The following is a 20,150-nucleotide window of genomic DNA, read 5'->3' as shown; positions in this document are numbered from 1 at the left end:
GGTGGCTGGTGGATCACGACCGAGGTCGTCAGCCGGTCGGGCTGCCGCCTGCGGGGCCGCGATCCTGGGAGGCCAGGTTCCGATCGAGCGTCGCCAACAGGCGCTCGAGGGCCTTCCGGTCGCCGTCGGTGAGGCCGCGAAGGATGGCCGCCTCGTTGGCCAGATGCTCCTCGATGAGCCGGTCGGTCAATGCCACACCCGCCGGAGTCAGCCCGACCACTCTGCCGCGCGCGTCGGCCGTCGAGACCGAGCGGGACACGAGGCCGCGGGCGATCAGTCGGTCCACCCGCTTGGTCACCGCCCCGGTGGTGACGAGCATCCGTTGGCTCAACTGCCCCGGGGTGAGCGTGTACGGCTCGCCCTCGCGGCGCAGCGCCGCGAGCACGTCGAAGTCGCCGTTGCCGAGGTCCGCGGCGGCGAACGGTGGTCGCAGGGCCGCATCGAGCGCGGCGGCCAACTGTTGGATGCGACCGATGATCAGCAGCGGAGTGGGGTCGAGGTCTGGTCGTTCGCGACCCCACTGGCCGACGATGTCGGCGATCCGGTCGTCATTCACTGTTGCATCTTACCTTCCGGGGAAGATAACTTGTCTTCCGTGGAAGATAACATGACGTCAACGTCCGCTCCGGTAGCCACGACCTACGTGGATCCGTCCTGCCCGTTCGCCTGGATCACCTCACGCTGGCTCATGGAGGTCGCGACGATGCGGCCACTCACCCTGCGGTTCGAGGTGATGAGCCTCTCGGTGATCAACGAACATCGTGACCTGGAGCCCTGGTACCGCGAATTCAACGACCGGGCGTGGGGGCCGGCCAGGGTCTGCGTGGCGGCGGCCGAGCAGCACGGCGCCGCCGCCCTCGCGCGGCTGTACCCTGCGCTCGGCCGACGGATCCACGACGCCGGCGACAAGGACTTCGAGACCGTCGTCCCGCAGGCCCTGGCCGAGGCGGGCCTCCCCGCCGACCTCGCCGACGCCGCCCTGCGCAGCGACCTCGACCCGCACCTGCGGGCCAGCACCGCTCGCGCTCAGCAGCTGGTGGGCGAGGACCTCGGCACCCCGACGGTCGTCATCGACGACGTGGCCTTCTTCGGCCCCGTCCTGACTTCGATCCCTCGCGGGGAAGAAGCCGTCCGCGTCTTCGACGGCGCCCGCCTGCTCGCCGGCTGCCGGGCCTTCTCCGAGCTCAAACGCGCCCGATCCGACGACCTCACCTTCGCGTAGCCGCGCCACTGCGCTCCTCAGCGCTCGGGATGCCCCCGGTGCACCGCCCACTCCGGCGCGAGGATCGACATCACCGTGGCGTCGACCCAGTCGTCGCCGTCGCGCAGGACCTGCCGCAACACACCCTCGGCAACGAAGCCGACCTTCTCGTACACCCGGCGGGCCCGGGGATTGAAGGCGAACACCTCCAGCGAGATGCGGTGCAGGCCGAGCCGCTCGAAACCGTGGCCGACGACCAGGCGTACCGCCTCGGTGCCCAGGCCGCGGTCGCGGCCGGCGGCGGTCAGCAGGGTACGGAAGTTGCAGTTCCGGTTGACCGGGTCCCAGTCGTTGAGGACCACCTCGCCGACGCAGGCCCCGGTGGCACGGTCGACGACCGCCAGGTCGAGTCGGTCGGTCTGCGCGTTGCGGCTGCCGTACCAGGAACGCATCCGCTCCTCGTCGGGGACGTCGTCGGCCGCGCTGCCGGTCAGTCGGGCCACCTCGGGGTCGGCCACCGCCGCCCGGAAGGTGTCCAGGTCGTCGTCGACGAAGGGACGCAGGATCACCCGCTCGCCGGTGAGCGTGGGTTTGATCGAGAAGTCGGGGGTCGCCTGGTCACTGAGCATCGACCGATCCTCGGCGTGACACCGGCGAGTGGCAATCGGTTTCCAGTCGCCGGCCGGCGGCGTCGACCGCTCGGCGCGCCGAGCGCACCGCGGTCGACGACACCGCGGCCAGTTCGGGCCGTGCCGGCAGGAACACAGTGGGTACGCCCAACGACTGGTTCATCGCGGCAAGCTGGTACTCAGCCCGAAGGTCGGTGGTGTGACGAACGCCGCGCACGATCACTCCTCCTTCGTGGAGGCGGCAGTAGGCGGCGGTTAACCCGCTCCAGGCAGCAACGGTGACCGAGGTCCACTCGACCGGCAGAACGGCCCGGACAGCGGCCGCTCGCTCCTCTTCGTCGCTGCCCGGCTGTTTGATGCTGTTGACCGCGACGAGCACCACCACTTCGTCGAAGAGGGCGCGTGCCCGGTCCACCACGTTCACGTGCCCAGGGGTGAAGGGATCGAAGCTGCCCGGGTAGACGGCTCGCACCCGTACCCGGTCGGAGGTCGGTGCTGCCGGATGCGACGGTTCGGATGTGCCGTCGTCGGTGCGCATGGTCCGACTGTAGGTATCGGCCGGAGGATTCGGTGGCCCGTGGCGTGGGCGATAGGTCACAGCGCCGTGGGCACGTCCGGCGACACGGCTGCCGCGCGTCGTCGCGGCCACAATCATGGGGTACGCCGGCTGCCTGAGCCAGTGCCGGTCGGGTCGAGGAGCGACGTCAGTCGATGCCTTGACACTGGTTGTTGCGATCGCTAACACTTGTCCGCAACGCGACCTTAACGAGCCGAACACATTGTGACGCGGTGGCGTGCGGGTCAGGGGTGGCCGGCCGGGCACGTCACCCCATCGTTGAACCCTTCACAACTCCAACCCGGACACGGCCTAGTGTTGTTAACGCTAACATAGATGATCTTGCAGAGGAGGTCGTGCCCGTGGTTCCACGACAGGCGCGGGTCATCACGCCGTCGGGCTACGACGCCGACCCTCCAGCTGACCCGTACGCCCCCTGCGCGAAGGAGAAAGACGCATGTCGAGAGTCCTCGCCCGGCTCTGCGCGGTCGCGGTGGCCGCGAGCCTGCTGTTCACCACATGGTCGGCGGCGACACCGAAGGAGGCGGCAGCGCTCGACCCGACCGTCGGCTACCTGATGGCGCACTTCACCGGTGAGTCCTCGACCGACCAGCAGATCTACCTCGCCCACAGCATCGATGGCCTGCGCTGGACCGACCTCAACAACGGCGGGCTCGTGCTGCGGTCCACCATCGGCACCCGGGGCGTGCGGGACCCCGCCCTGGTCCGCTCACCGGCCGGCGACCGCTACTGGATCATCGCCACGGATCTGTGCATCGGCTGCGGTCAGGACTGGTCGACAGCGATCAACAACGGCAGCCGCAACCTCGTCGTGTGGGAGTCCACCGACCTGGTCAACTGGTCGGCGCCGTGGCTGCTGAACGTCGCCGGTGCGATTCCGGACGGACGCAACGCCTGGGCTCCGGAGGCGATCTGGAACCCGGCCACCGGCGACTACGTCCTCTACTGGGCGACGAACGTCCCGCTCAACGGCGCGACCAAGCACCGCATCTACTACGCGCGTACGGCGAACTTCCGCAGCGTCACCACACCGCAGGTCTACATCAACCGGCCCGGAAACCAGGAGATCATCGACACCCAGATCGTCGAGGTGCCGGCGGGCGTCGGCGGCTACCGCTACGTCCGGGCCTCCCGCGACGGCCAGATCGCCATCGAAGGCAGCAACTCCATCCTCGGCACCTGGACCGCCCTCGGGAACCTCTCCGGCATCGGGCTGACCGGCGCACAGGTCGAAGGCCCGATGTGGATGAAGGTGAACAGCCGCAACGAGTGGGTGCTCTACCTCGACCAGTACGCCAGCGGACGCGGCTACCTGCCGGTGCTGACCACCGACCCGTCGAGCCCGGGCAGCTACCGACTGCCGGCGTCCGGTTCGTACGCCATGGGCGGCACCAAGAAGCGGCACGGTTCCATCCTGAACCTGACCGCCGCGGAACAGAACCGGGTGCTCGCCCGCTGGCCCGCCACCGCTGTCAACCGGATCCAGTCGTACAACTTCCAGGACCGGTACGTGCGGCACTACGACTATGACGTCCGCATCGACCCGAACGTCAACCCGGCCCAGGACGGCCAGTGGCGGCTGGTGCCCGGCCTGGTCGGCTCCGGCACGGTGGCCATCCAGTCGGTCAACTACCCGGGCTACTACCTGCGCCACTACGGGTTCGACTTCCGGTTGGAAGCCAACGACGGCAGCGCCACCTTCGCCGCCGACGCCACCTTCCGGCAGGTCGCCGGCCTGGCCAACTCCTCCTGGACGTCGTTCCAGTCCTACAGCCACCCGGACCGCTACCTCCGGCACTACGCCTACCTGCTGCGACTCGACCCGGTCACCGACGCGCAGAGCCGCGCCGACGCCACCTTCCGCGTGACCAACTGACCCTGGTCCCTGTTCAAGGAGTTCCGACTGTGGCATCACATCGACGGGTGTTGTCCGCCCTGGTGGCCGCGCTGACCGTGCTGGTCGGCGTCGTGGTGGCGTCGTCGCCGGCCACCGCGGCCACCAACCAGTTCCGAGGCATGAACTGGGCGGTTCTGGGTGACAACTTCAGCACCGGGCCGTTGGTCGTGCAGGGCCTGAGCGCGTCCGACAGCAACGCGACGGTGCGGGCCAAGGCCAACGCCCTCTACGACGACATGGCGTCCGCCATGGGCGTCAACACCGTCCGGCTGCCCATCAACACCCACACGGTGGGGACGGCGTGGTGGGAGGCGTACCGGGGTGCCATCGACGCCGCCACCGCCCGTGGATTCAAGGTCATCCTCGCGTACTGGGAGGACGGCGCGGCCTCCGGCGGCAGGATCACGAACCTCGCCGCGTGGAACGCGATGTGGTCCACTGTCACGAACACGTACGGTTCGAACACCAACGTCTACTTCGAGCCGATGAACGAACCGCACGGATACAGCTCTGCCGAATGGCGCACCGTGGCGGCGAACTGGCTCAGCTACCACTATTCGGCGGTGCCCAGCCGGGTGCTGATCGGTGGCACCGGCTTCAGCCAGGACCTGCGCGACATCTGCAACGACAGCCGCTTCAACTCGACCCTGCTGTCCTTCCACCACTACGCCTTCTTCTATGGCGCGATGACCTACGACGCGTTCCGCAGCCACATCCAGACCCGCCTGGGCAACTGCGCCTCCCGCGCGGTCGCGACCGAGTTCGGCGCACCCATGAACGACGGCCGCAACTACGCCGACGCGGGAAGCACCGACAACTTCGTGCGCCACATCCGCGCCATGGCGCAGGTCATGCGGGACAACCAGATGGGTGGCACCTACTGGCCCGCGCTCGGCGGAAAGCCTGGCACCATCGGCTACGACTGGTACTCGATGTTCGCCCTCAGCGGCAGCGGCACCGACCTCAACCTGAGCATCCGCAACACCTCCGGCGCGGACCAGATCCGGTACGCGTGGGGCGACACCACCGGCGGCGGCCCCACCACGCCACCGCCGGCGACGGGAACGTTCTACCGGATCACCGCGCGGCACAGCGGCAAGGCCATGGACGTCCAGCAACCGAACACCGACAACGGCGCGCGCGTCGGCCAGTACACCTACGGCGGCAACGCGTGGCAGCAGTGGCAGTTCCAGGACGCCGGCAGCGGCTACTGGCGCATCATCAGCCGGCGCAGCGGAAAGTGCCTCGATGTGGTGGGCGCGTCGACCGCCGACGGTGCCGAACTCATCCAGTACACCTGCGGCAGCGGCACCAATCAGCAGTTCCAGATGGTCGCCAACGGCGGTTACGTCCAACTGCGGGCACGACACAGCAACAAGTGCGTGGACGTACCGGCCGCGTCGACAGCGGACGGGGTGGTCCTCAAGCAGTACTCGTGCAACACCGGCGCGAACCAGCAATGGTCGCGTACCACCGTCTGACGGCGTCTCGACGGCGGCGACCGGTCCGCGGGAGCGTGCCCGCGCCGCGGACCGGTTCCATGTCGGCAATCCGTCGTTGTCCGGGCGTCGGGCGGCTCCGTAGCGTCGCGGCTACGGAACGCTGCCCAGCGGAAGGACCCCCGATGACCGAACTCGTCGCTCCGCAGCTCGTCGTGAACAGCAGAATGATCTACTTCGGTTGGCTGCCGGCCGACCCCGACGCGGTGGCCGCCCTGGTGCCCGACGGGCTCACGCCGGCACCGAACCACCAGGTCTTCATGAACCAGTACGTCGTCGACGAGGCCGGGCAGACCTCCGGCTTCGGCGCGTACTCCCTGACGTACATCGGGCCGGACCTCGCCGGGGTCGACGCTCCGGACGGGGTCACGCCCGGTCGCTGGTGGACGCACTACGTCAACTCCAGCCCGGACGTGCGGGCGTACGCCGCCGCCCGGGGCGTGCCGGCGACCCCGGGGAAGACCACCATCGAGGTACGCGGGCATCGGCTGATCGCCACCACCGAGGCGGACGGCGTACCCGTGATCCGGACGACGGCCCGCGTCGGGCGTACCGGCGACGCCGTCAACCGGGGGCAGCTGCGCTACCTCACCCGGCTGGACGGCCGGCTGCTCAGCGGCAACTACCCGTTCGTGGCGGAGCCGGTCGACCCGTTCGCCGTCGAGTCGCTGGAGTTCCTCGCACCCGACCACCCGGTGTACGCGCTGCGCCCGGCCGACCCGCTGGAGATCGTCTGGGGTTTCTACTCACCGCGCGCGTCGTTCGCCTACCCGGGCGGGGAGTCGGTGCTCGACTGACCCCGTCGCCTCGCTCGTCCCGCACGGCCCGACCGTTCACTGCCTGGCCTGTTGCCATTCACGATCCGGAGTGGGTCGCGGTGCCATGATCCACACGGCCCACCCCGAGATCGGCTGTGGGCCGTGTGGCGATCCGATGACGACGGGGCGCTCTGGCGCCAACAGGGAAGGTCAAGAACATGAGCAGGAGTGCGCTGGTCAAGAGGGTGGGTGTGGCCACGGCCGTGGCCGCCGCCCTCACTGTCACGATGGCGCAGCCGGCCTTCGCGGGAGCCTCGATCTCGCACCACCAGACGCAGGCGCAGGCAGACAACAACCCGGGAAGCGGGACCGCCTGGGTGTGGGTGTACTCCGGCAAGGAGCGTGAGGCGACCGGTGGCAAGGTCGAGTACCAGTTGACGAACGGCGGCAGCGGCTCGCTGCAGGTCGGCCGGGGCCAGAGCGCATCGACGGACCCGGGCAGCAAGATCAGGGCATTCCGCGCCTGCACCAACTACTACGTCGACGGCTATGACTTCACGGCCTGCTCCAGCTGGGCCTACTTCAGCTGACCGCCCCGATGCCGGGTCGCGAGCACCGCGGTGCCCCGGCCACGCCGTGACGGTCCAATCCGGCGGGACCGGCGCCTCTGCGCCGGTCCCGCACCCATGTCGCCTGCGGCCTGCGGAGAACCAACAATCCACAGTGGATTTCCGGATCCGGCGGGCGGCGGTTGGTCGGCGACCACGGGTACGGTGACGGTGCTCGACGCGCACGGGCATCGGCGGTACGTCGCCGGGGCGGGAGCGGCCAGCCCGGTGGTGACGGACCGTGGAAGGGAGCGAGAGTGACGCAGCAGAGGGCACTGGTGGTTCGCGGCGGGTGGGAGGGGCACCAGCCGGTCAAGGCGACCGAGTTGTTCCTCCCCTTCCTCGAACGCAGCGGCTATGCCGTGCGGGTCGAGGAGTCGACGGAGGTCTACGCCGATGCCGCCGCGATGGCCGAGACCGACCTCGTCGTGCAGTGCATGACGATGTCGCAGATCAGCGCGGAGCAGGTGGCGGGTCTCAGCGCGGCGGTCATCGCCGGCACGGGCTTCACCGGCTGGCACGGCGGCATCGTGGATTCCTTCCGCGCGTCGTCGGAGTACCTGCACCTGGTGGGCGGCCAGTTCGCTACCCATCCGGGCCTGGAGCCGTGTGAACGTCACGGCGGCCCGGAGGACAACTTCCTGCCGCACACGGTGCGCGTCAGCGACCTCGGCCGGGAACACCCGATCACCGCGGGAATCGAGGACTTCGACCTCGTCACCGAGCAGTACTGGGTGCTGCACGACGACCTCATCGACGTACTGGCCGAGACCACCCACCCGACCCAGGCGTGGCACCCATGGCACCGGCCGGTCACCTCGCCCGCGATCTGGACCCGGCTCTGGGGTGCCGGGCGCATCGTCGTGACGACCCCGGGACACAGCCTGGACGTGTTGGAGCACGCGAGCGTTCGCACCGTCATCGAGAGGGGGATGCTGTGGGCGACCCGCACCGCGTCGGCATCGTAGGTCTTGGGGTCATCTCCGGCGTTTACCTGGACACACTCGCGGACCACCCCGAGGTGAGCATCGTCGCGGTGGCCGATCTCGACGCCGGCCGGTCGGCCGCGGTCGCCGCCACGATCCCCGGCGCCGAGGCGATGACCGTCGAGCGTCTGCTGGCCCGTCCGGACGTGCAGACGGTGCTCAACCTGACCATCCCCGCAGCGCACGCCGACATCTCGCTGGACACGATCGAGGCGGGCAAGAACGTGTACGTCGAGAAGCCGCTCGCCGTGACGTTCCCGGACGGGCGCTCGACCATCGAGCGGGCCGCGTCGGCCGGCGTCCGCGTCGGGTGCGCGCCGGACACCGTCCTCGGCACCGGCACGCAGACGGCGCGGGCGGCGATCGACGCCGGGCTGATCGGGCGCCCGATGTCCGCGTCGGCCGTCATGGTCACTCCGGGGCACGAGCGCTGGCATCCCAACCCCGACTTCTACTACGCCCCGGGCGGCGGCCCGATGCTGGACATGGGGCCGTACTACGTCTCGGCGCTCATCCACCTGCTCGGGCCGGTCCGCGCGGTGACCGGAGCCGCCAGCCGCCTGCGCGCCGAGCGCGTCATCGGCTCGGGCCCGCGCGCCGGGCAACGGATCCCGGTCGGGGTGGACACCCACCTCACCGGCGTGCTCGAACACGTCAACGGTGCGCTCTCCACCATCACGACGAGCTTCGACGGCGTCCAGACGACGGCCGCACCGATCGAGGTGCACGGGGAGGCGGGCACGCTCGCCGTGCCCGATCCGAACTACTTCGACGGCGAGGTCCGCCTCTTCGCCCTCGGCGACACCGAATGGCGCGCTCTGGAACCGCGGGCCGGTTACGCCGACGGCTCCCGGGGCATCGGTCTGATCGACCTGGTCAGGGCCGACGATCAGCGTCCGCCGCGCGCTGGCGGCGACGTCGCGCTGCACGTCCTCGAAACGATGACCAGCCTGCTCCGGTCGGCGGCGGAAGGCCAGCGGATCGAGCTGACCACGGTGCCGGAGCGGCCCACTGCGGTTCCGTTCACTCCGGTCGAGCAGTGGAAGGCGCACCACGCGTACGGACACTGAACGGAAGACCGGCAGGGCCACGAGCGGCGACCGGCCGAAGCCGAGGCGGTCGGTCGGGATCAGCCGGGTCGGCGCGGGCACAGCCGGGCCGGCGGAGTGCGCTGGTCGGCCGTGCCCGGTGGTCATCGTGCACTGCCGAAGTGGTGGGCCAGCGAGGCGCGCAGCGTGTCGACGTCCCCGGCGGACCAGGCGATGAAGCAGTCGGGGCGGACGAGCAACGCGGCGGCGGTCGTGCCCTCCAGGTGCCCGGTGACCACGTCCACGCGGTCCCGCCAGGGCGCGGCGACCTCGGCGTAGGTGCCGGTGGAGTCCAGCAGCAGCGGCCGGGCGGTGTGGGTCAGCTCGGCGAGGCGCATCGGCCCGTGGTCGCCGTGCACGATCACGTCGGGGGCGCAACGACCGGCCAACGGGTCGGCGGGGTCGGCGGGGTAGTGGATGTCCGCGCCGGACATCAGCGCGGCGATGTGCCCGGTCACCTCCGGCTTGCGCAGCAGTTCGGCGAAGAGTTCCCGGAGGCCGGTGATCTCCTCGCCGGGGCCGATGAGCGCCGACTGCGCCTGAGTGGACATGACGACCCGTTTGGCGACGGGGCGACGCTCGGTCTCGTACGTGTCGAGCAGGCCCTGCGGCGCCCAGCCGCGCACGGTGGCGGCGAGTTTCCAACCCAGGTTGACCGCGTCCTGCAGGCCCAGGTTGAGGCCGGGGCCGCCGATCGCGGGGTGCACGTGCGCGGCGTCACCGACCAGCAGCACCCGGCCAACGCGGTATCGGGCGGCGATGCGGGTGTTGCGGCCGGTCAGCCGTCGCAGCAGGCCGGGGCCGTCAGGGGCGTCGAGCGGAATGTCGGCACCGAGCACCCGGGCGACACTGGCCCGCAGCTCCGCCAGGTTCATCGGGGTCTCGTCGTCCGTCGGTGTGTCGGGCCACTCCGTCGTACTCAGGATCGCCGGGCGGCCGGGGAACGGGGCCCAGGCGATCAGGCCACGGGCGGTGCGGGTGTGCTGGAACGGCGGGACGACGCCGTAGCCGGGGACGCGCAGGCCGCCTGTCTGGGGGTCGACTGATGACGCGGACACTGTCACCGTGGCGGTGCGGGAGATCGACCGGTCGTTGGTGACACCGGGAAAGTCGATGCCGGCCAGACGGCGTACCGCGCTGCGGCCACCGTCAGCGCCGACGAGGAAACGGCAGCTGAGCTGCGTACCGTCGGCGAGGTCGACCTCGACCCCGTCGGAGCGTTGACGGAGGTCGATGACCTCGTGGCCGCGGCGCAGATCGACGCCGAGCTCGACGGCCCGGGCGGCGAGGGCGGCCTCGAGCTGGGCCTGCGGCACTCCGAGCACGTGGTGCGGGTTCTCCGTGAGCACCGTGAGGTCCAGTGGGAACGCGCCGAAGGTGAAGGCGGGCTGGGGGACCGGTGGGGTGCTCTCACCGCTGAGCCGCGCGTAGAGGCCGCGCCGGTCGAGCAGGCGGACGACCTGGCCCACGAGGCCGTTGGCGCGAGCTTCGCCGGTGGGCGCGGCGTGGCGTTCGAGGACGACGGGGTGCACGCCGGCGAGGGCCAGTTCACAGGCGAGCATGAGGCCGTTGGGGCCGGCTCCGACGATTGCGACATCGATCATGATGGTGGTCCCTTCGGGTGCGCGTCATCGCCACGGCAGGCGCGGCACGTGGCCGGTCCGCCGCGGGAGTGTGAGGCGGCTCTCGGCGTGGGTGAGGTGGGTGCCCTTGACGACGGGCGGCTCAGTGCGACGGGGCGGGGAGGCCGGCGGCGACCTGGGTGAAGGCGTCGGTGATGAGGCGTTCGATCGGGGTGGGTGGGTCGGCGCTGTCCAGATAGTGCTGCATGGCAACGGCGACGGCTGCGCTGGCGGCGGCCGCGACGAGCCGCGGATACATGTCGGTGGCGAGGTCGGTGGCGGTACGCTCGGCGACCGCGGCGGCAAGCTCGGCCTCGGCGAGCGCGGTGGCGCGCAGCCGTTCGCCCTGAAGCGCCGGCTCGGCGAGCATGGTGCGGACACCGGCAACCCACTGCGCGTGGTCGGGGGAGGGCATCGCCTCGACCTCCGGGCCGCGGGTGAACTGCTCCAACGCGGCCTGGGTGAGCGCAACCCAGAGCGGCTCGTCGGCGGGGCGTTCCCGCAGGGCGGCGGCGGTGCGCAGGCTGCGGTCGAGGTGGCGGGAGGCGATCGCCTCCGCCTTGCTGGAGAAGTAGTTGTTGAAGGTGCGGGGGGAGACCCCGACCGCCTCAGCGATGTCCTCGACGCGGACGTTCTCGTAGCCGCGCTCTGCGGTGAGGTGGATCGCCGCCCAGCCAAGCGCCGCCCGTGTCTCGGCTTTCTTACGCTCCCGCAGCCCCGTCATGCCACCACGCTAGCACTAGTTGCGCGCCGCGCAAATATGCGTGTCACGCAAAAATCGGTGACCCCCGTGGTTTCGGCTCACCCTGGTCCGCGAGGTGGTCGCGTCCGCCGGTGGGACGGGCGGCCGGCGCCGAGAATGGGACAATGGCACCCGCCTTCGTCCTGCACGACCACCGCAAACCGCGACCGCACTTCGACCTGCGGCTCGAGGAGGACGGCGTGCTGCGCTCGTGGGCGGTGCCCCGCGGTCTGCCGGACAACCCCGGCGACAACCGGCTCGCTATCGCGGTGCCCGACCACGACATCGATCACCTCACCTACGAGGACGTCGACAAGTCGATCGCCGACATCGGCACCTGGGAGGAGCACGACCGCACCGACCGCCGGATGCTGTTCACCCTGCACGGCCGCACCGGCAGCCGGCGATATGCGTTGATCCGCACCGGCGAGGGGTGGCTGCTCCACCTGACGAAGCAGCAGCCTCCGGACGAGCGCGGATAGCTGGCCGGAATCATTCTCAGGAGAACGTCCGCCTCAGTTCGAGGACGTCCCGTGGCACATCGGGTTCGACCGTCTGTTCGCGGGACATCCGGGCGATCTGCGTGGCGACCCGCCACACGACCTGGGCGTACACGTGGTCGAAGCGCATCGCCATGATGCCGTAGAGCCCTTCGCTCTGGTATTGCTGCTGCGCCTGCGGGTCGAGGCCCGCGACGTTGAAGGCGTTGATCTGCGCGATCGCCCGCGGCATCGGCCCCGACGTCGGCACCCAGGACAGCGGCAGGAACCCGGTCGACGGCACCGGCGCGCCGCCGCGTTGGTTCGTGGTCCGCCGTCGAGCGAAACCGTCCCACTCCATCGCGCACCATTGGCTGTTGAAGTACGCGGGGCTGAGCAGGCTGACGAAAACCTGACACGTCCCGACCGCGTGCAGCACCTGATCCTGCCAGCGCTCGCCGCCGTCCACTGTCAGGTCGACATAGCCGGCCACGTGGCCGGGCGGCACCCCGAGGATTTCGTTGACGTTCGACGACAGGTCGTCGAAGAACTGTGGCACGTACCGGCTGGCCTCGGCCCTCGGCGCGGCGGGGCGTCTCGGCCGCTGGACCCGGGCGTAGCTCAGGTAGAACACCGGGGTCAACATCGGGTGCGCGGCGGGCGGGTCGGGCTCCATCCGCCGGGCCTCGACGCGGGCGGGGGCGGCTGGGCTGACGATCAGGGACGTGTCCGGCTCGCGCGGGTACAGCGTCACGATCACCATGCCGCCGGAGAACGACACGGTCGGCTCGGGCGCGCCGATGCGACGGCATTCACTCAGCGCACGGGGGATGCCGGAGCCTTCGCCCTCCACGACCTTCACCCAGGTCAAGATGTGCGCCAGCCGAAAGTTGGGGCGGCGGGACTCCGAGGTGAGGTCGCCGAGGGAGCGCCGGACGTCCGGAGACAGCTCGGCGCCCTGCCACGAGCCCGGGTTGACCACCTCGATCCGGTCGGCGTAGACCCGCACGTGCACGCAGCTCTGCGCGTGTTCGTAGTCCCGGTGTACCAGCGCGTTGGCGATGATCTCGCGGACCGCGATCATGGGGTAGTCGTAGAACGGCTGGGCGCGGGCGTCGTCCTCGGTGGGTTCCTCCCCCCGATGGACCAGCTTGGCGACGAAGTCGCGGGCGTACACGATCTGCTCCGGGACCGAGCCGGCGAACGGCGGTTGCGCGTCCATCAGCGCGGTCTTGTCGAGCCCGTGCACCTGTGTGCACTGCACGACCGCGGTGGGCACCACGGCGGTCGGGTCGTCGCCGAACAGCAGCGCACCCGCCCGGGTCAGCCGGCCGTGGCGCAGCAGGTTCGCCCGTTGCAGGAACTCCACTGTGGTGAGCTGTTCGGGCATCCAGCCGGTGATTTCGGGGCGCAGGTCCGCCCGGAACCTCGCCACCCGGTCAGAGTCGATCCCGGTGTCGGCGGTTGTCTCGTCGATGAACGGCCGCGGCGGCGCCGGTGCGGCCGCCGGCATCACCCGTTCGGCGGCGGCCGGCCGGGCGGGGCGCCGAGCGATGGGGATGTCACCTTTGCCGTCGAACTTCCGGTGCGGCGTGATGCGGTTCCTGAGGCGTTTCGCCACGTACGCGTACAGGTTGTCCAAGCCCACGTAGCCGGTTGACCCGTCGGTCGTCGCGTCGTGCCGGAGCCCGTCGATGAGCGCCTGGGTGAACGGACTCGGCATGCCGGTGCGCTCGGCGTCGGCGGCCGCCCCGCTCGGCGGGCAGGCGGCGATGAGAAAGCTGCCCTCGCCGAATTCTGCTGATTCCGGAAACGCGCCCTTCCAGGCGCCGGCTTCGCAACAATCGAGGATCACGATCTTTGTCCGAGCGGCAGCATCAGTGATCATCTGGCCAAGGGAAACGTTTGACACGGCCGTGCCCGCGAGCCGGCCGGTCACCGTGTTGCGGCAGCACAGGAACAGCGAATTGTGCCGGCTGCGGGCGTGGCCGCTGAAATAGAACAGCAGGGTGTCGTCCTGGCCGCTGTCGGCGAAGAACTGGCTGGCCGCGTCGAGCAGTTCGTGCGCCGGTAGATCCATCCGGACGTCGACGTTGCGCTCGTCGAACATGCCGGTGTGCTGATCCACGAGAGCGTGCCGCAGCAGCGGACCGTCGGTGCTCGGGCCGCGTAACGTGGCCAGCGCCGAGGTGTCCGCCTCATAGACCGAATTGCAGACCAACAGCGCACGATACACAAATCGTCCTCAGGATGTTCGGTCTTGTGCGGACAGGTTATCGTGCCGATGTGGCCGGACAGAAGGAGCGCGCGTGGCAACGGTGCGGGTGACGTTCGACGTCGCAGGGCTTCCCAGCCATCATTCCGCTGTCTCCGCCGCATTGGCGGAGTTCGACGCCGACCTGCGCAGTGCCGCCGTATTGCGGGCAGCTGCCCAGGAAGTACCGAGTGGAACGCCCGGCACCAAGGGGCAGTGGGGCGACCTGGTCGTGACACTGACCGGACCCGCTGTGCTCGCCGCCGCGGTCCGGGTGTTCCACCTCTGGTTGAGCCGGGACAAGCGGCGCTCGATCACGGTGACGACGGTGGTGGCCGGCGGTGACGGGGAGCAGCGGAGCACCACCACGATCGAAGGCGAGAACGTCTCGGACGAGACCGTCCGCCAGGCTCTGGAGCGGTTCGAGTAGCCACCTCCCGCGTCAGGCCGCGGGCGGCTCCACCCCGCAGCAGGATCGACCGGCGTCCGCCGGGTCCGACCCATGGCCCTGGTCCGGCCGAAGGAGCATGTGTGGCCCGTGTGGGGCATCACTGCGGACGTTGGCTTTACCCCAAACACCAATCTATGGTGGGGGCATGCCGTCGGTGACCTTCCGCTCGCCCGCCGCCACCAAGGTGGCGGTGAGCGGTGCTGTCCGCGTGCCGGCGGTCACACGCCTCAAGGCCGACATGCGGGTGCCGGTTGTCCGCGCGCCGCACACCGCGCTCGCCGACAGGATGTCGAGCCCGGTGCGAACCGGCCGAGGCCCACCCGCGCAGTCGTTGCATACCCAGAACGACCGCCAGGGCGAAGCTATCCAAGCTTCGGCCCTTTTTGTTTTCCCCGTCCATTTCCCTTGAAAGGGCAGACCATGAGCGTCGACCATCGTCGCACCATCGACCAGAGTTGGCTCGCCGACATGCGAGCGTCCCTGGCGGACGACTTCGCCACCCAGACGGCCCGGCTGCGGGAACTGACCGAGCTCAACGCCGACACCGGCGACCCGGGCGAGGCCCACAACCAGGCCGCACTGCTGGCCGCCACCCGTCAGACCATCGAGCAGATCACCGGTGCGCTGAGCCGCATCAGCGACGGCACCTACGGTGCCTGCCAGCGGTGCCACCGGAGCATCCCGACCGAGCGGCTCGAGATTCTCCCGCACGCCCGCTTCTGCGTGCCGTGCCAGGAGAAGCAGAACAGGTGACGCCCGGTGTGGCTGCCGCGCCGCCGGCACGGCAGCCACACCGTCACGTGCGAGAGAGCCACGACCGTCATCCCGCGCACCGCGTGGCATCTCGGTCCCGGTGCCAAAGCAGCCGCTAGGAACGCCACAGAGCCGGACAACGCGCTACTACGACGAGATCGCCCGTGCCCACGGCGCGAGGAGGCGTTCGAGGCCGGCCATCAGGTAGAAGAGCAGCGCGCCCATCAGCGCGAGCAGGGTCAGCGCCGCGAACGCGAGTGGAGTGTCGGCGGACTGGCCGGAACTGGCGATCACCGAGCCGAGGCCGGCCTCGGGGTTGATCACCTCGCCGATGGTCGCGCCGATGATGGCCAGCGAGGTCGCGACCTTCAGTCCGACGAAGACCTGCGGGAGGGCCCACGGGAGTCGTACCTTCACGAAGGTCTGCCACCACGAGGCGGAGAGGGATCGGGCGAGTTCGCCGAGTTCGTGCGGGGTCGAAGTCAGCCCAGCCATGGTCGAGACCAGGATCGGAAAGAAGCAGAGCAGCACAACCATCACGACTTTGGTTTCGTAGCCGAACCCGATCCAGACCAGGAGCAGCGGTGCGAGCGCCACCTTCGGCACCGCGTTGATTCCGGCGATCATGGGGAGGGTCATCCGCTCGACCGTCCGGGAGGCGGCGAGCATGACGGCGAGCAGGAGCCCACCCACGGCCGCGATCCCGAACCCGATGACGGTCTCCAGGAAGGTGACCATCGTCTGCTCTGCCAGGTAGCCAGGGAGCCGGACGAATGCGTCGACCACGTCCGGGGGTGCCGGCAGGAAGAACGGCTCGATGTCGAAGGCCCAGGTGGCCAGCCACCAGAGCGCGATCGCCAGCACCGCACCGAGCGCGGGCAGCCCGACGTGGGACCAGCGTTGTGACAGCGGGAGGCGGTCAGGCACGATGATCTTCCGTCAGGACTTCTTCACGAACCTCAGGTCGACGATCTCTTCCGGGGTCAAGCCGGGCGGAATCAGGTCGGCGCCCTGTAGGACGGTGATTGTCTGGGCCACCTGCTTCTCATCCATGAAGCCGATCGGGGCGCCTGACGCGGGGCGAACGTGCGGGGACATCGCCTCGATCTCGCCCTTGCCCGCCGCCACGGCATAGGTGGGCTTCACCTTGTTGAGGATCGCCGCGGCCTCGTCCGGGTGCTCGATGCTGTACTGGAGCCCCTTGAGCACCGCGTCGGTGAATCGCTGCACCAGGTCGGGGTCTTTTTCGATGAGCGAGGGAGTGGTGATGATCGCGTTGCCGAATAGGTCCCGCAGATAGTCGCTGTAGGGCAGCACCACCACCTCCTTCTTGGAGGCGGCCTGTAACGCGTTGCGGCTGAGCAGGAATGTACCCAGCGCGTCGACCTTCCGGCTGGCCATGAGTCCATTGAGCGCCGTGGCCTGGACGCCCTCGATCTTCACCGTCTTCGGGTCGAACCCGGCCAGCCGGGCGTAGGCCGGGAAGAGCAGCTCGGTCACCGACCCGGCGCCGGTCGCCATCGTCTTGCCCTGCAGGTCCTTCGGGGTGGTGATGTTGGTGTCCGCGGTGGTCATCACCGAGATCAGCGTCTGTTGGTGTACGGCGGCGATGGCCCGCCAGTCAGTGAACTCGCCCTTACCCGCCTGAATCACGGCACCGGTGAAGTCGAGTGCACCGAACTGGACCTGACCGGACTTGAGGGCCGTCAGGTTCTGCTGATTGCCAGCGCCCTCTTTGATGTCGACGTCAATGCCTGCCTCGGCGAAGTAGCCCTTCTCCTTCGCCACCCAGGCGAACGCGTCCCGACCTACAGCGCCGAAGGCGGTGATGTAGGCGACCCTGTCGGTCTCCTCGCCGGTCGGGTCGCCACTGGCGTCGTCGGAACCGCTGCAACCGGTCATGCCAAGGGCCGCGGCGAGCAACGTCACTACCAGGGCGCGAGAGCGCTTGACCATGTGCTGCCTCCAGCTTGAGAGTCTCGGAGAAGGCGCCGGCGCGCCATGCCGACAAAGACCGCACGGGCCGGGTCTGTCCACATTGCTCTTGCCGATGAATGATCGTAGATGATGATCGCTATGACTGTCACCGGACCGGTTCACGGATTCCTGTCCCTGGGCTCTGCGAAGGAGTCATTTCCGCAGTAACAAGGATGTCGACAATGGATGGTCGGTCCGGAAGAGCCGCGAAGACCTTCGAAGGAGCACGATGTCTGACCACCCTGCCCCGTCCGCCCGGGCCCGCGCCCTGGTCCGCGGTGCCTACGACACGCACGTCCACGTGGCCCCTGACGTCATGGCGCGGCGGATCGACGATGTCGATCTGGCGTACCGGTGTGCCGAGGTCGGGCTCGCCGGTTTCGTCCTCAAGTCCCATTACGTGGCCACGGCCGAGCGGGCGGCCGTCGTCCGCAAAGTGGTCCCCGGCGTCGACACGCTCGGCGCGATCACTCTCAACGGCGCCATGGGCGGCATCAACCCGGTCGCCGTTGAGGTCGCGGCACGGCAGGGCGCGCGCATCGTCTGGATGCCGACGGTGGACTCCGGAAACCAGCGGCGTAACACCGCCGCCGACCTGCCGGGTGCCACGCCGGCGATGTGGGGGGCGTTCCAAGCCGATCTGCACAGCCAGGGCATCGTGCCGGAGCCGGTCGAGGTCGTCGACGACGAAGGGCGCGTTCTCGAGCGGGTACGCCAGGTGCTGCGGGTGATAGCCCGGCACGACATCACACTCGCCACCGGACACCTGAGTGGCGACGAGATCGTCGCCGTCGTCCGGGCCGCCCGCGAAGAGGGCGTACGCCGGATCGTGGTCACCCATCCCGAGTTCACGTCCCAGCGGCTGCCGGCCGAGCAGCAGCGGGAGTTGGCCGAGGCGGGTGCCCTGTTGGAACGCTGCTTCACCACCCCGCACTCGGGCAAGGTCGCCTGGCTGGAGCTGTTCGCCACCATCCGGGCGGTCGGCGCGGCGCACTCCGTCCTCTCCAGCGACCTTGGGCAACCCTTCAACCCGCCGGTCGAGGACGGTCTGGCACTCTTCGCCGACCGCCTGCTCGACGCCGGCTTCACCGATGAGGAGATTCACGTCATGGCTGTGGTCAACTCCCGTCGTCTGGCGATGCCCAAGGCGACGGTGCCAGCATGAGCGCGCGGCGACTGCTTGTGGTGGGTGCCCACTCGGCCGACTTCGTCTGGCGGGCCGCGGGGGCGATCGCCAAACACACAATGGCGGGTGGTGAGGCTGTCGTGCTGGCACTCTCCTACGGAGAACGGGGCGAGTCCGGCGAGCTCTGGAAAGACCCGAACCAGACGGTGGAGAACGTCAAGCGGCTGCGGCACGCGGAGGCGGAGCGCGCCGCCGCCATGGTCGGCGCCCGCCTGGAGACGTTCGATCTCGGCGACTACCCGTTGCGGATCAGGGACGAGGACATCGACCGCCTGGCCGCGCTGATGCGGGAGTACGCGCCGCACGTGGTGGTCACCCACCCGGACCGCGATCCCTTCAACCCGGATCACCCGGTGGCGCACACCGCAGTGGCGACCGCCCGGCAGCTCACCGCGGGGGCCGGGGTGTCCAGCGGCTTCCGGACCGCCCCGCCCTCGGAGTTCCTGGTCTTCGAACCGCACCAGCCCGAGCTGTGTGGGTTCGTCCCCACCGTCTTCGTCGACATCACCGATGTGATGGCGGCCAAGCAGGAGGCGATGGCGTCGATGGGCGCCCAGGGCTACCTGCGCGACTACTACACGCAGCGGGCCGATCAGCGTGGTAACCACGCCCGCCGGGTGACCGGCGACCCCGGCATTCGGCAGGCCGAGGCGTTCCAGCGATTGATCCCGAACGTGGTGGGGGCTCTGTGAGCGAGTTTCGTGACGTGGCGGTCGTCGGACCGGGTGTGATCGAGACATTGGCTGCCGGCGGGGTGGCGACCGTCTACGAGGCTGCCGGCAGGTGTGGCCTGCTCGACGTCGACCTTGTCCAGATCGTTCCGGGCACTCGGGTTGCCGGTGTGGCCCGGACCGTCCGCTGCGGTCAGGACGACAACCGGGCCGTGCACGAGGCGATGACGCTGGTGCGCCCCGGCGACGTGCTCGTGCTCACCATGCCCGAGCCCGCCCCGGTAGCCCTGATCGGTGAGCTGCTGGCCAGCCAGGCCAAGGTCGCTGGCGCGGCGGGCCTGCTGGTGGACGCGGCGGTACGCGACGTGGATGAGCTCCGGGAACTCGGGCTGCCGATCTGGGCCCGATGGCAACGGGTCCGAGGCGCGACCAAGCGGGCGCGGGGCTCGCTCGACGTCGCGGTCCACGTGGGTGGGACGACCGTCAACCCGGGAGACGTGGTGGTGCTCGACGCCGACGGTGCCGTGGTCGTAGCGCGGGGGAGCGCGGCCGAGGTGGCCGCCGCGACGCGGAGTCGGATCGAGAAGGAGACGCGGCTGCGGGCCCGGCTGGATGCCGGTGAGTTCAGCTACGACCTACACGGAATGCGGGCGCAGGACGAGCCCGCCGGGTGAGCAGGAGTCGCCGATCGTCGGGCGCCGAACAGCGGCAGTTACAGAAGTCCGGCGAGGGCTGAGCGCTTCGGCTTTCACCCAGTGAAAGCGTCAGTCCC

At 69.6% G+C, this 20,150-nt stretch carries 22 protein-coding genes; 14 read left to right on the top strand and 8 right to left on the bottom strand.

The window, feature by feature from the left end; translation table 11 throughout:
* Positions 1-28: 28 nt before the first annotated feature.
* Complete coding sequence (locus QSK15_RS21220; RefSeq protein WP_285795902.1) at positions 29-556, bottom strand: MarR family winged helix-turn-helix transcriptional regulator; 528 nt, start codon at positions 554-556, stop codon at positions 29-31.
* 51 nt (positions 557-607) lie between these two features.
* Here QSK15_RS21220 and QSK15_RS21215 point away from each other — a divergent pair, with 51 nt between their 5' ends.
* The gene (locus QSK15_RS21215; RefSeq protein ID WP_285795901.1) at positions 608-1,222 is read left to right on the top strand and encodes a mycothiol-dependent nitroreductase Rv2466c family protein; all 615 of its coding nucleotides are present in this window, start codon (positions 608-610) and stop codon (positions 1,220-1,222) included.
* Between the two features lie 17 nt (positions 1,223-1,239).
* Here QSK15_RS21215 and QSK15_RS21210 read toward each other — a convergent pair whose 3' ends face one another.
* Together QSK15_RS21210 and coaD are read right to left on the bottom strand one after the other, a co-directional pair.
* Entirely contained in the window at positions 1,240-1,830 is a 591-nt protein-coding gene (locus QSK15_RS21210; RefSeq protein ID WP_285795900.1) for a GNAT family N-acetyltransferase, read from the bottom strand.
* Entirely contained in the window at positions 1,820-2,368 is a 549-nt protein-coding gene (gene coaD, locus QSK15_RS21205; RefSeq protein ID WP_285795899.1) for a pantetheine-phosphate adenylyltransferase, read from the bottom strand. Before coaD ends, QSK15_RS21210 begins: the two co-directional genes overlap by 11 nt.
* Positions 2,369-2,843: 475 nt before the next feature.
* Here coaD and QSK15_RS21200 point away from each other — a divergent pair, with 475 nt between their 5' ends.
* The 6 genes from QSK15_RS21200 (at position 2,844) to QSK15_RS21175 (ending at position 9,225) form a co-directional block, all read left to right on the top strand.
* Entirely contained in the window at positions 2,844-4,283 is a 1,440-nt protein-coding gene (locus QSK15_RS21200) for a glycoside hydrolase family 43 protein (protein ID WP_285795898.1), read from the top strand.
* A gap of 29 nt (positions 4,284-4,312) precedes the next feature.
* The gene (locus QSK15_RS21195) at positions 4,313-5,785 is read left to right on the top strand and encodes an RICIN domain-containing protein (protein ID WP_285795897.1); all 1,473 of its coding nucleotides are present in this window, start codon (positions 4,313-4,315) and stop codon (positions 5,783-5,785) included.
* A 143-nt stretch (positions 5,786-5,928) separates the two neighbouring features.
* The gene (locus QSK15_RS21190; RefSeq protein ID WP_285795896.1) at positions 5,929-6,600 is read left to right on the top strand and encodes an acetoacetate decarboxylase family protein; all 672 of its coding nucleotides are present in this window, start codon (positions 5,929-5,931) and stop codon (positions 6,598-6,600) included.
* A gap of 179 nt (positions 6,601-6,779) precedes the next feature.
* Positions 6,780-7,151, top strand: coding sequence for a hypothetical protein (locus tag QSK15_RS21185; RefSeq protein ID WP_285795895.1), 372 nt, complete (start codon positions 6,780-6,782; stop codon positions 7,149-7,151).
* Between the two features lie 275 nt (positions 7,152-7,426).
* Complete coding sequence (locus QSK15_RS21180) at positions 7,427-8,137, top strand: ThuA domain-containing protein (protein WP_285795894.1); 711 nt, start codon at positions 7,427-7,429, stop codon at positions 8,135-8,137.
* Entirely contained in the window at positions 8,107-9,225 is a 1,119-nt protein-coding gene (locus QSK15_RS21175; RefSeq protein ID WP_285795893.1) for a Gfo/Idh/MocA family protein, read from the top strand. Before QSK15_RS21180 ends, QSK15_RS21175 begins: the two co-directional genes overlap by 31 nt.
* A 122-nt stretch (positions 9,226-9,347) precedes the next feature.
* On the opposite strand, the gene QSK15_RS21170 is transcribed toward QSK15_RS21175, so the two are convergent.
* Entirely contained in the window at positions 9,348-10,847 is a 1,500-nt protein-coding gene (locus tag QSK15_RS21170; protein ID WP_285795892.1) for an FAD-dependent monooxygenase, read from the bottom strand.
* A 121-nt stretch (positions 10,848-10,968) separates the two neighbouring features.
* Positions 10,969-11,589, bottom strand: a complete 621-nt coding sequence (locus QSK15_RS21165; protein WP_285795891.1) for a TetR/AcrR family transcriptional regulator — start codon at positions 11,587-11,589, stop codon at positions 10,969-10,971.
* Positions 11,590-11,732: 143 nt separating this feature from the next.
* Here QSK15_RS21165 and QSK15_RS21160 point away from each other — a divergent pair, with 143 nt between their 5' ends.
* A complete protein-coding gene (locus QSK15_RS21160) occupies positions 11,733-12,089 on the top strand; it encodes a DNA polymerase ligase N-terminal domain-containing protein (RefSeq protein ID WP_285795890.1) in 357 nt (118 codons plus the stop codon).
* Positions 12,090-12,105: 16 nt separating this feature from the next.
* On the opposite strand, the gene QSK15_RS21155 is transcribed toward QSK15_RS21160, so the two are convergent.
* Positions 12,106-14,322, bottom strand: coding sequence for a TIR-like protein FxsC (locus tag QSK15_RS21155; protein WP_285795889.1), 2,217 nt, complete (start codon positions 14,320-14,322; stop codon positions 12,106-12,108).
* A 73-nt stretch (positions 14,323-14,395) separates the two neighbouring features.
* Here QSK15_RS21155 and QSK15_RS21150 point away from each other — a divergent pair, with 73 nt between their 5' ends.
* The 3 genes from QSK15_RS21150 to QSK15_RS21140 all read left to right on the top strand — a co-directional run bounded on the left by QSK15_RS21150 (position 14,396) and on the right by QSK15_RS21140 (position 15,544).
* Positions 14,396-14,770: an effector-associated constant component EACC1 gene (locus QSK15_RS21150; RefSeq protein ID WP_285795888.1), complete on the top strand. Its 375-nt coding sequence runs from the start codon at positions 14,396-14,398 to the stop codon at positions 14,768-14,770.
* Between the two features lie 166 nt (positions 14,771-14,936).
* Complete coding sequence (locus tag QSK15_RS21145; protein WP_285795887.1) at positions 14,937-15,200, top strand: hypothetical protein; 264 nt, start codon at positions 14,937-14,939, stop codon at positions 15,198-15,200.
* Positions 15,201-15,211: 11 nt separating this feature from the next.
* Positions 15,212-15,544: a TraR/DksA family transcriptional regulator gene (locus QSK15_RS21140; protein WP_285795886.1), complete on the top strand. Its 333-nt coding sequence runs from the start codon at positions 15,212-15,214 to the stop codon at positions 15,542-15,544.
* 147 nt (positions 15,545-15,691) lie between these two features.
* Here QSK15_RS21140 and QSK15_RS21135 read toward each other — a convergent pair whose 3' ends face one another.
* Positions 15,692-16,471, bottom strand: coding sequence for an ABC transporter permease (locus QSK15_RS21135; protein ID WP_285795885.1), 780 nt, complete (start codon positions 16,469-16,471; stop codon positions 15,692-15,694).
* Positions 16,472-16,483: 12 nt separating this feature from the next.
* Positions 16,484-17,473, bottom strand: coding sequence for an ABC transporter substrate-binding protein (locus QSK15_RS21130; RefSeq protein WP_285795884.1), 990 nt, complete (start codon positions 17,471-17,473; stop codon positions 16,484-16,486).
* Between the two features lie 277 nt (positions 17,474-17,750).
* On the opposite strand from QSK15_RS21130, the gene QSK15_RS21125 reads away from it, so the two are divergent.
* Genes QSK15_RS21125 through QSK15_RS21115 form a run of 3 tightly spaced genes read left to right on the top strand, consistent with a single transcriptional unit; the run spans position 17,751 to position 20,052 of the window.
* Entirely contained in the window at positions 17,751-18,686 is a 936-nt protein-coding gene (locus QSK15_RS21125) for a DUF6282 family protein (RefSeq protein ID WP_285795883.1), read from the top strand.
* The gene (locus tag QSK15_RS21120; protein WP_030330732.1) at positions 18,683-19,399 is read left to right on the top strand and encodes a PIG-L deacetylase family protein; all 717 of its coding nucleotides are present in this window, start codon (positions 18,683-18,685) and stop codon (positions 19,397-19,399) included. The genes QSK15_RS21125 and QSK15_RS21120 overlap by 4 nt, the downstream gene beginning before the upstream one ends.
* Entirely contained in the window at positions 19,396-20,052 is a 657-nt protein-coding gene (locus QSK15_RS21115; protein WP_285795882.1) for an RraA family protein, read from the top strand. Before QSK15_RS21120 ends, QSK15_RS21115 begins: the two co-directional genes overlap by 4 nt.
* The last annotated feature ends 98 nt before the right edge of the window (positions 20,053-20,150 follow it).

It is taken from the genome of Micromonospora sp. NBRC 107095 (genome assembly GCF_030269705.1).
GTDB lineage: Bacteria > Actinomycetota > Actinomycetes > Mycobacteriales > Micromonosporaceae > Micromonospora > Micromonospora parva.
Note: the sequence above shows the minus strand (reverse complement) of the source record. Positions and strands in the feature narration are given on the sequence as shown.

Bases quoted from the DNA above. Each gene is read 5' to 3' on its own strand.
- QSK15_RS21185 (WP_285795895.1), top strand. From the start codon at position 6,780: ATGAGCAGGAGTGCGCTGGTCAAGAGGGTGGGTGTGGCCACGGCCGTG.
- QSK15_RS21165 (WP_285795891.1), bottom strand. From the start codon at position 11,589: ATGACGGGGCTGCGGGAGCGTAAGAAAGCCGAGACACGGGCGGCGCTT.
- QSK15_RS21125 (WP_285795883.1), top strand. From the start codon at position 17,751: ATGTCTGACCACCCTGCCCCGTCCGCCCGGGCCCGCGCCCTGGTCCGC.
- QSK15_RS21170 (WP_285795892.1), bottom strand. From the start codon at position 10,847: ATGATCGATGTCGCAATCGTCGGAGCCGGCCCCAACGGCCTCATGCTC.
- QSK15_RS21200 (WP_285795898.1), top strand. From the start codon at position 2,844: ATGTCGAGAGTCCTCGCCCGGCTCTGCGCGGTCGCGGTGGCCGCGAGC.
- QSK15_RS21120 (WP_030330732.1), top strand. From the start codon at position 18,683: ATGAGCGCGCGGCGACTGCTTGTGGTGGGTGCCCACTCGGCCGACTTC.
- coaD (WP_285795899.1), bottom strand. From the start codon at position 2,368: ATGCGCACCGACGACGGCACATCCGAACCGTCGCATCCGGCAGCACCG.
- QSK15_RS21190 (WP_285795896.1), top strand. From the start codon at position 5,929: ATGACCGAACTCGTCGCTCCGCAGCTCGTCGTGAACAGCAGAATGATC.
- QSK15_RS21215 (WP_285795901.1), top strand. From the start codon at position 608: ATGACGTCAACGTCCGCTCCGGTAGCCACGACCTACGTGGATCCGTCC.
- QSK15_RS21145 (WP_285795887.1), top strand. From the start codon at position 14,937: ATGCCGTCGGTGACCTTCCGCTCGCCCGCCGCCACCAAGGTGGCGGTG.
- QSK15_RS21160 (WP_285795890.1), top strand. From the start codon at position 11,733: ATGGCACCCGCCTTCGTCCTGCACGACCACCGCAAACCGCGACCGCAC.
- QSK15_RS21210 (WP_285795900.1), bottom strand. From the start codon at position 1,830: ATGCTCAGTGACCAGGCGACCCCCGACTTCTCGATCAAACCCACGCTC.
- QSK15_RS21140 (WP_285795886.1), top strand. From the start codon at position 15,212: ATGAGCGTCGACCATCGTCGCACCATCGACCAGAGTTGGCTCGCCGAC.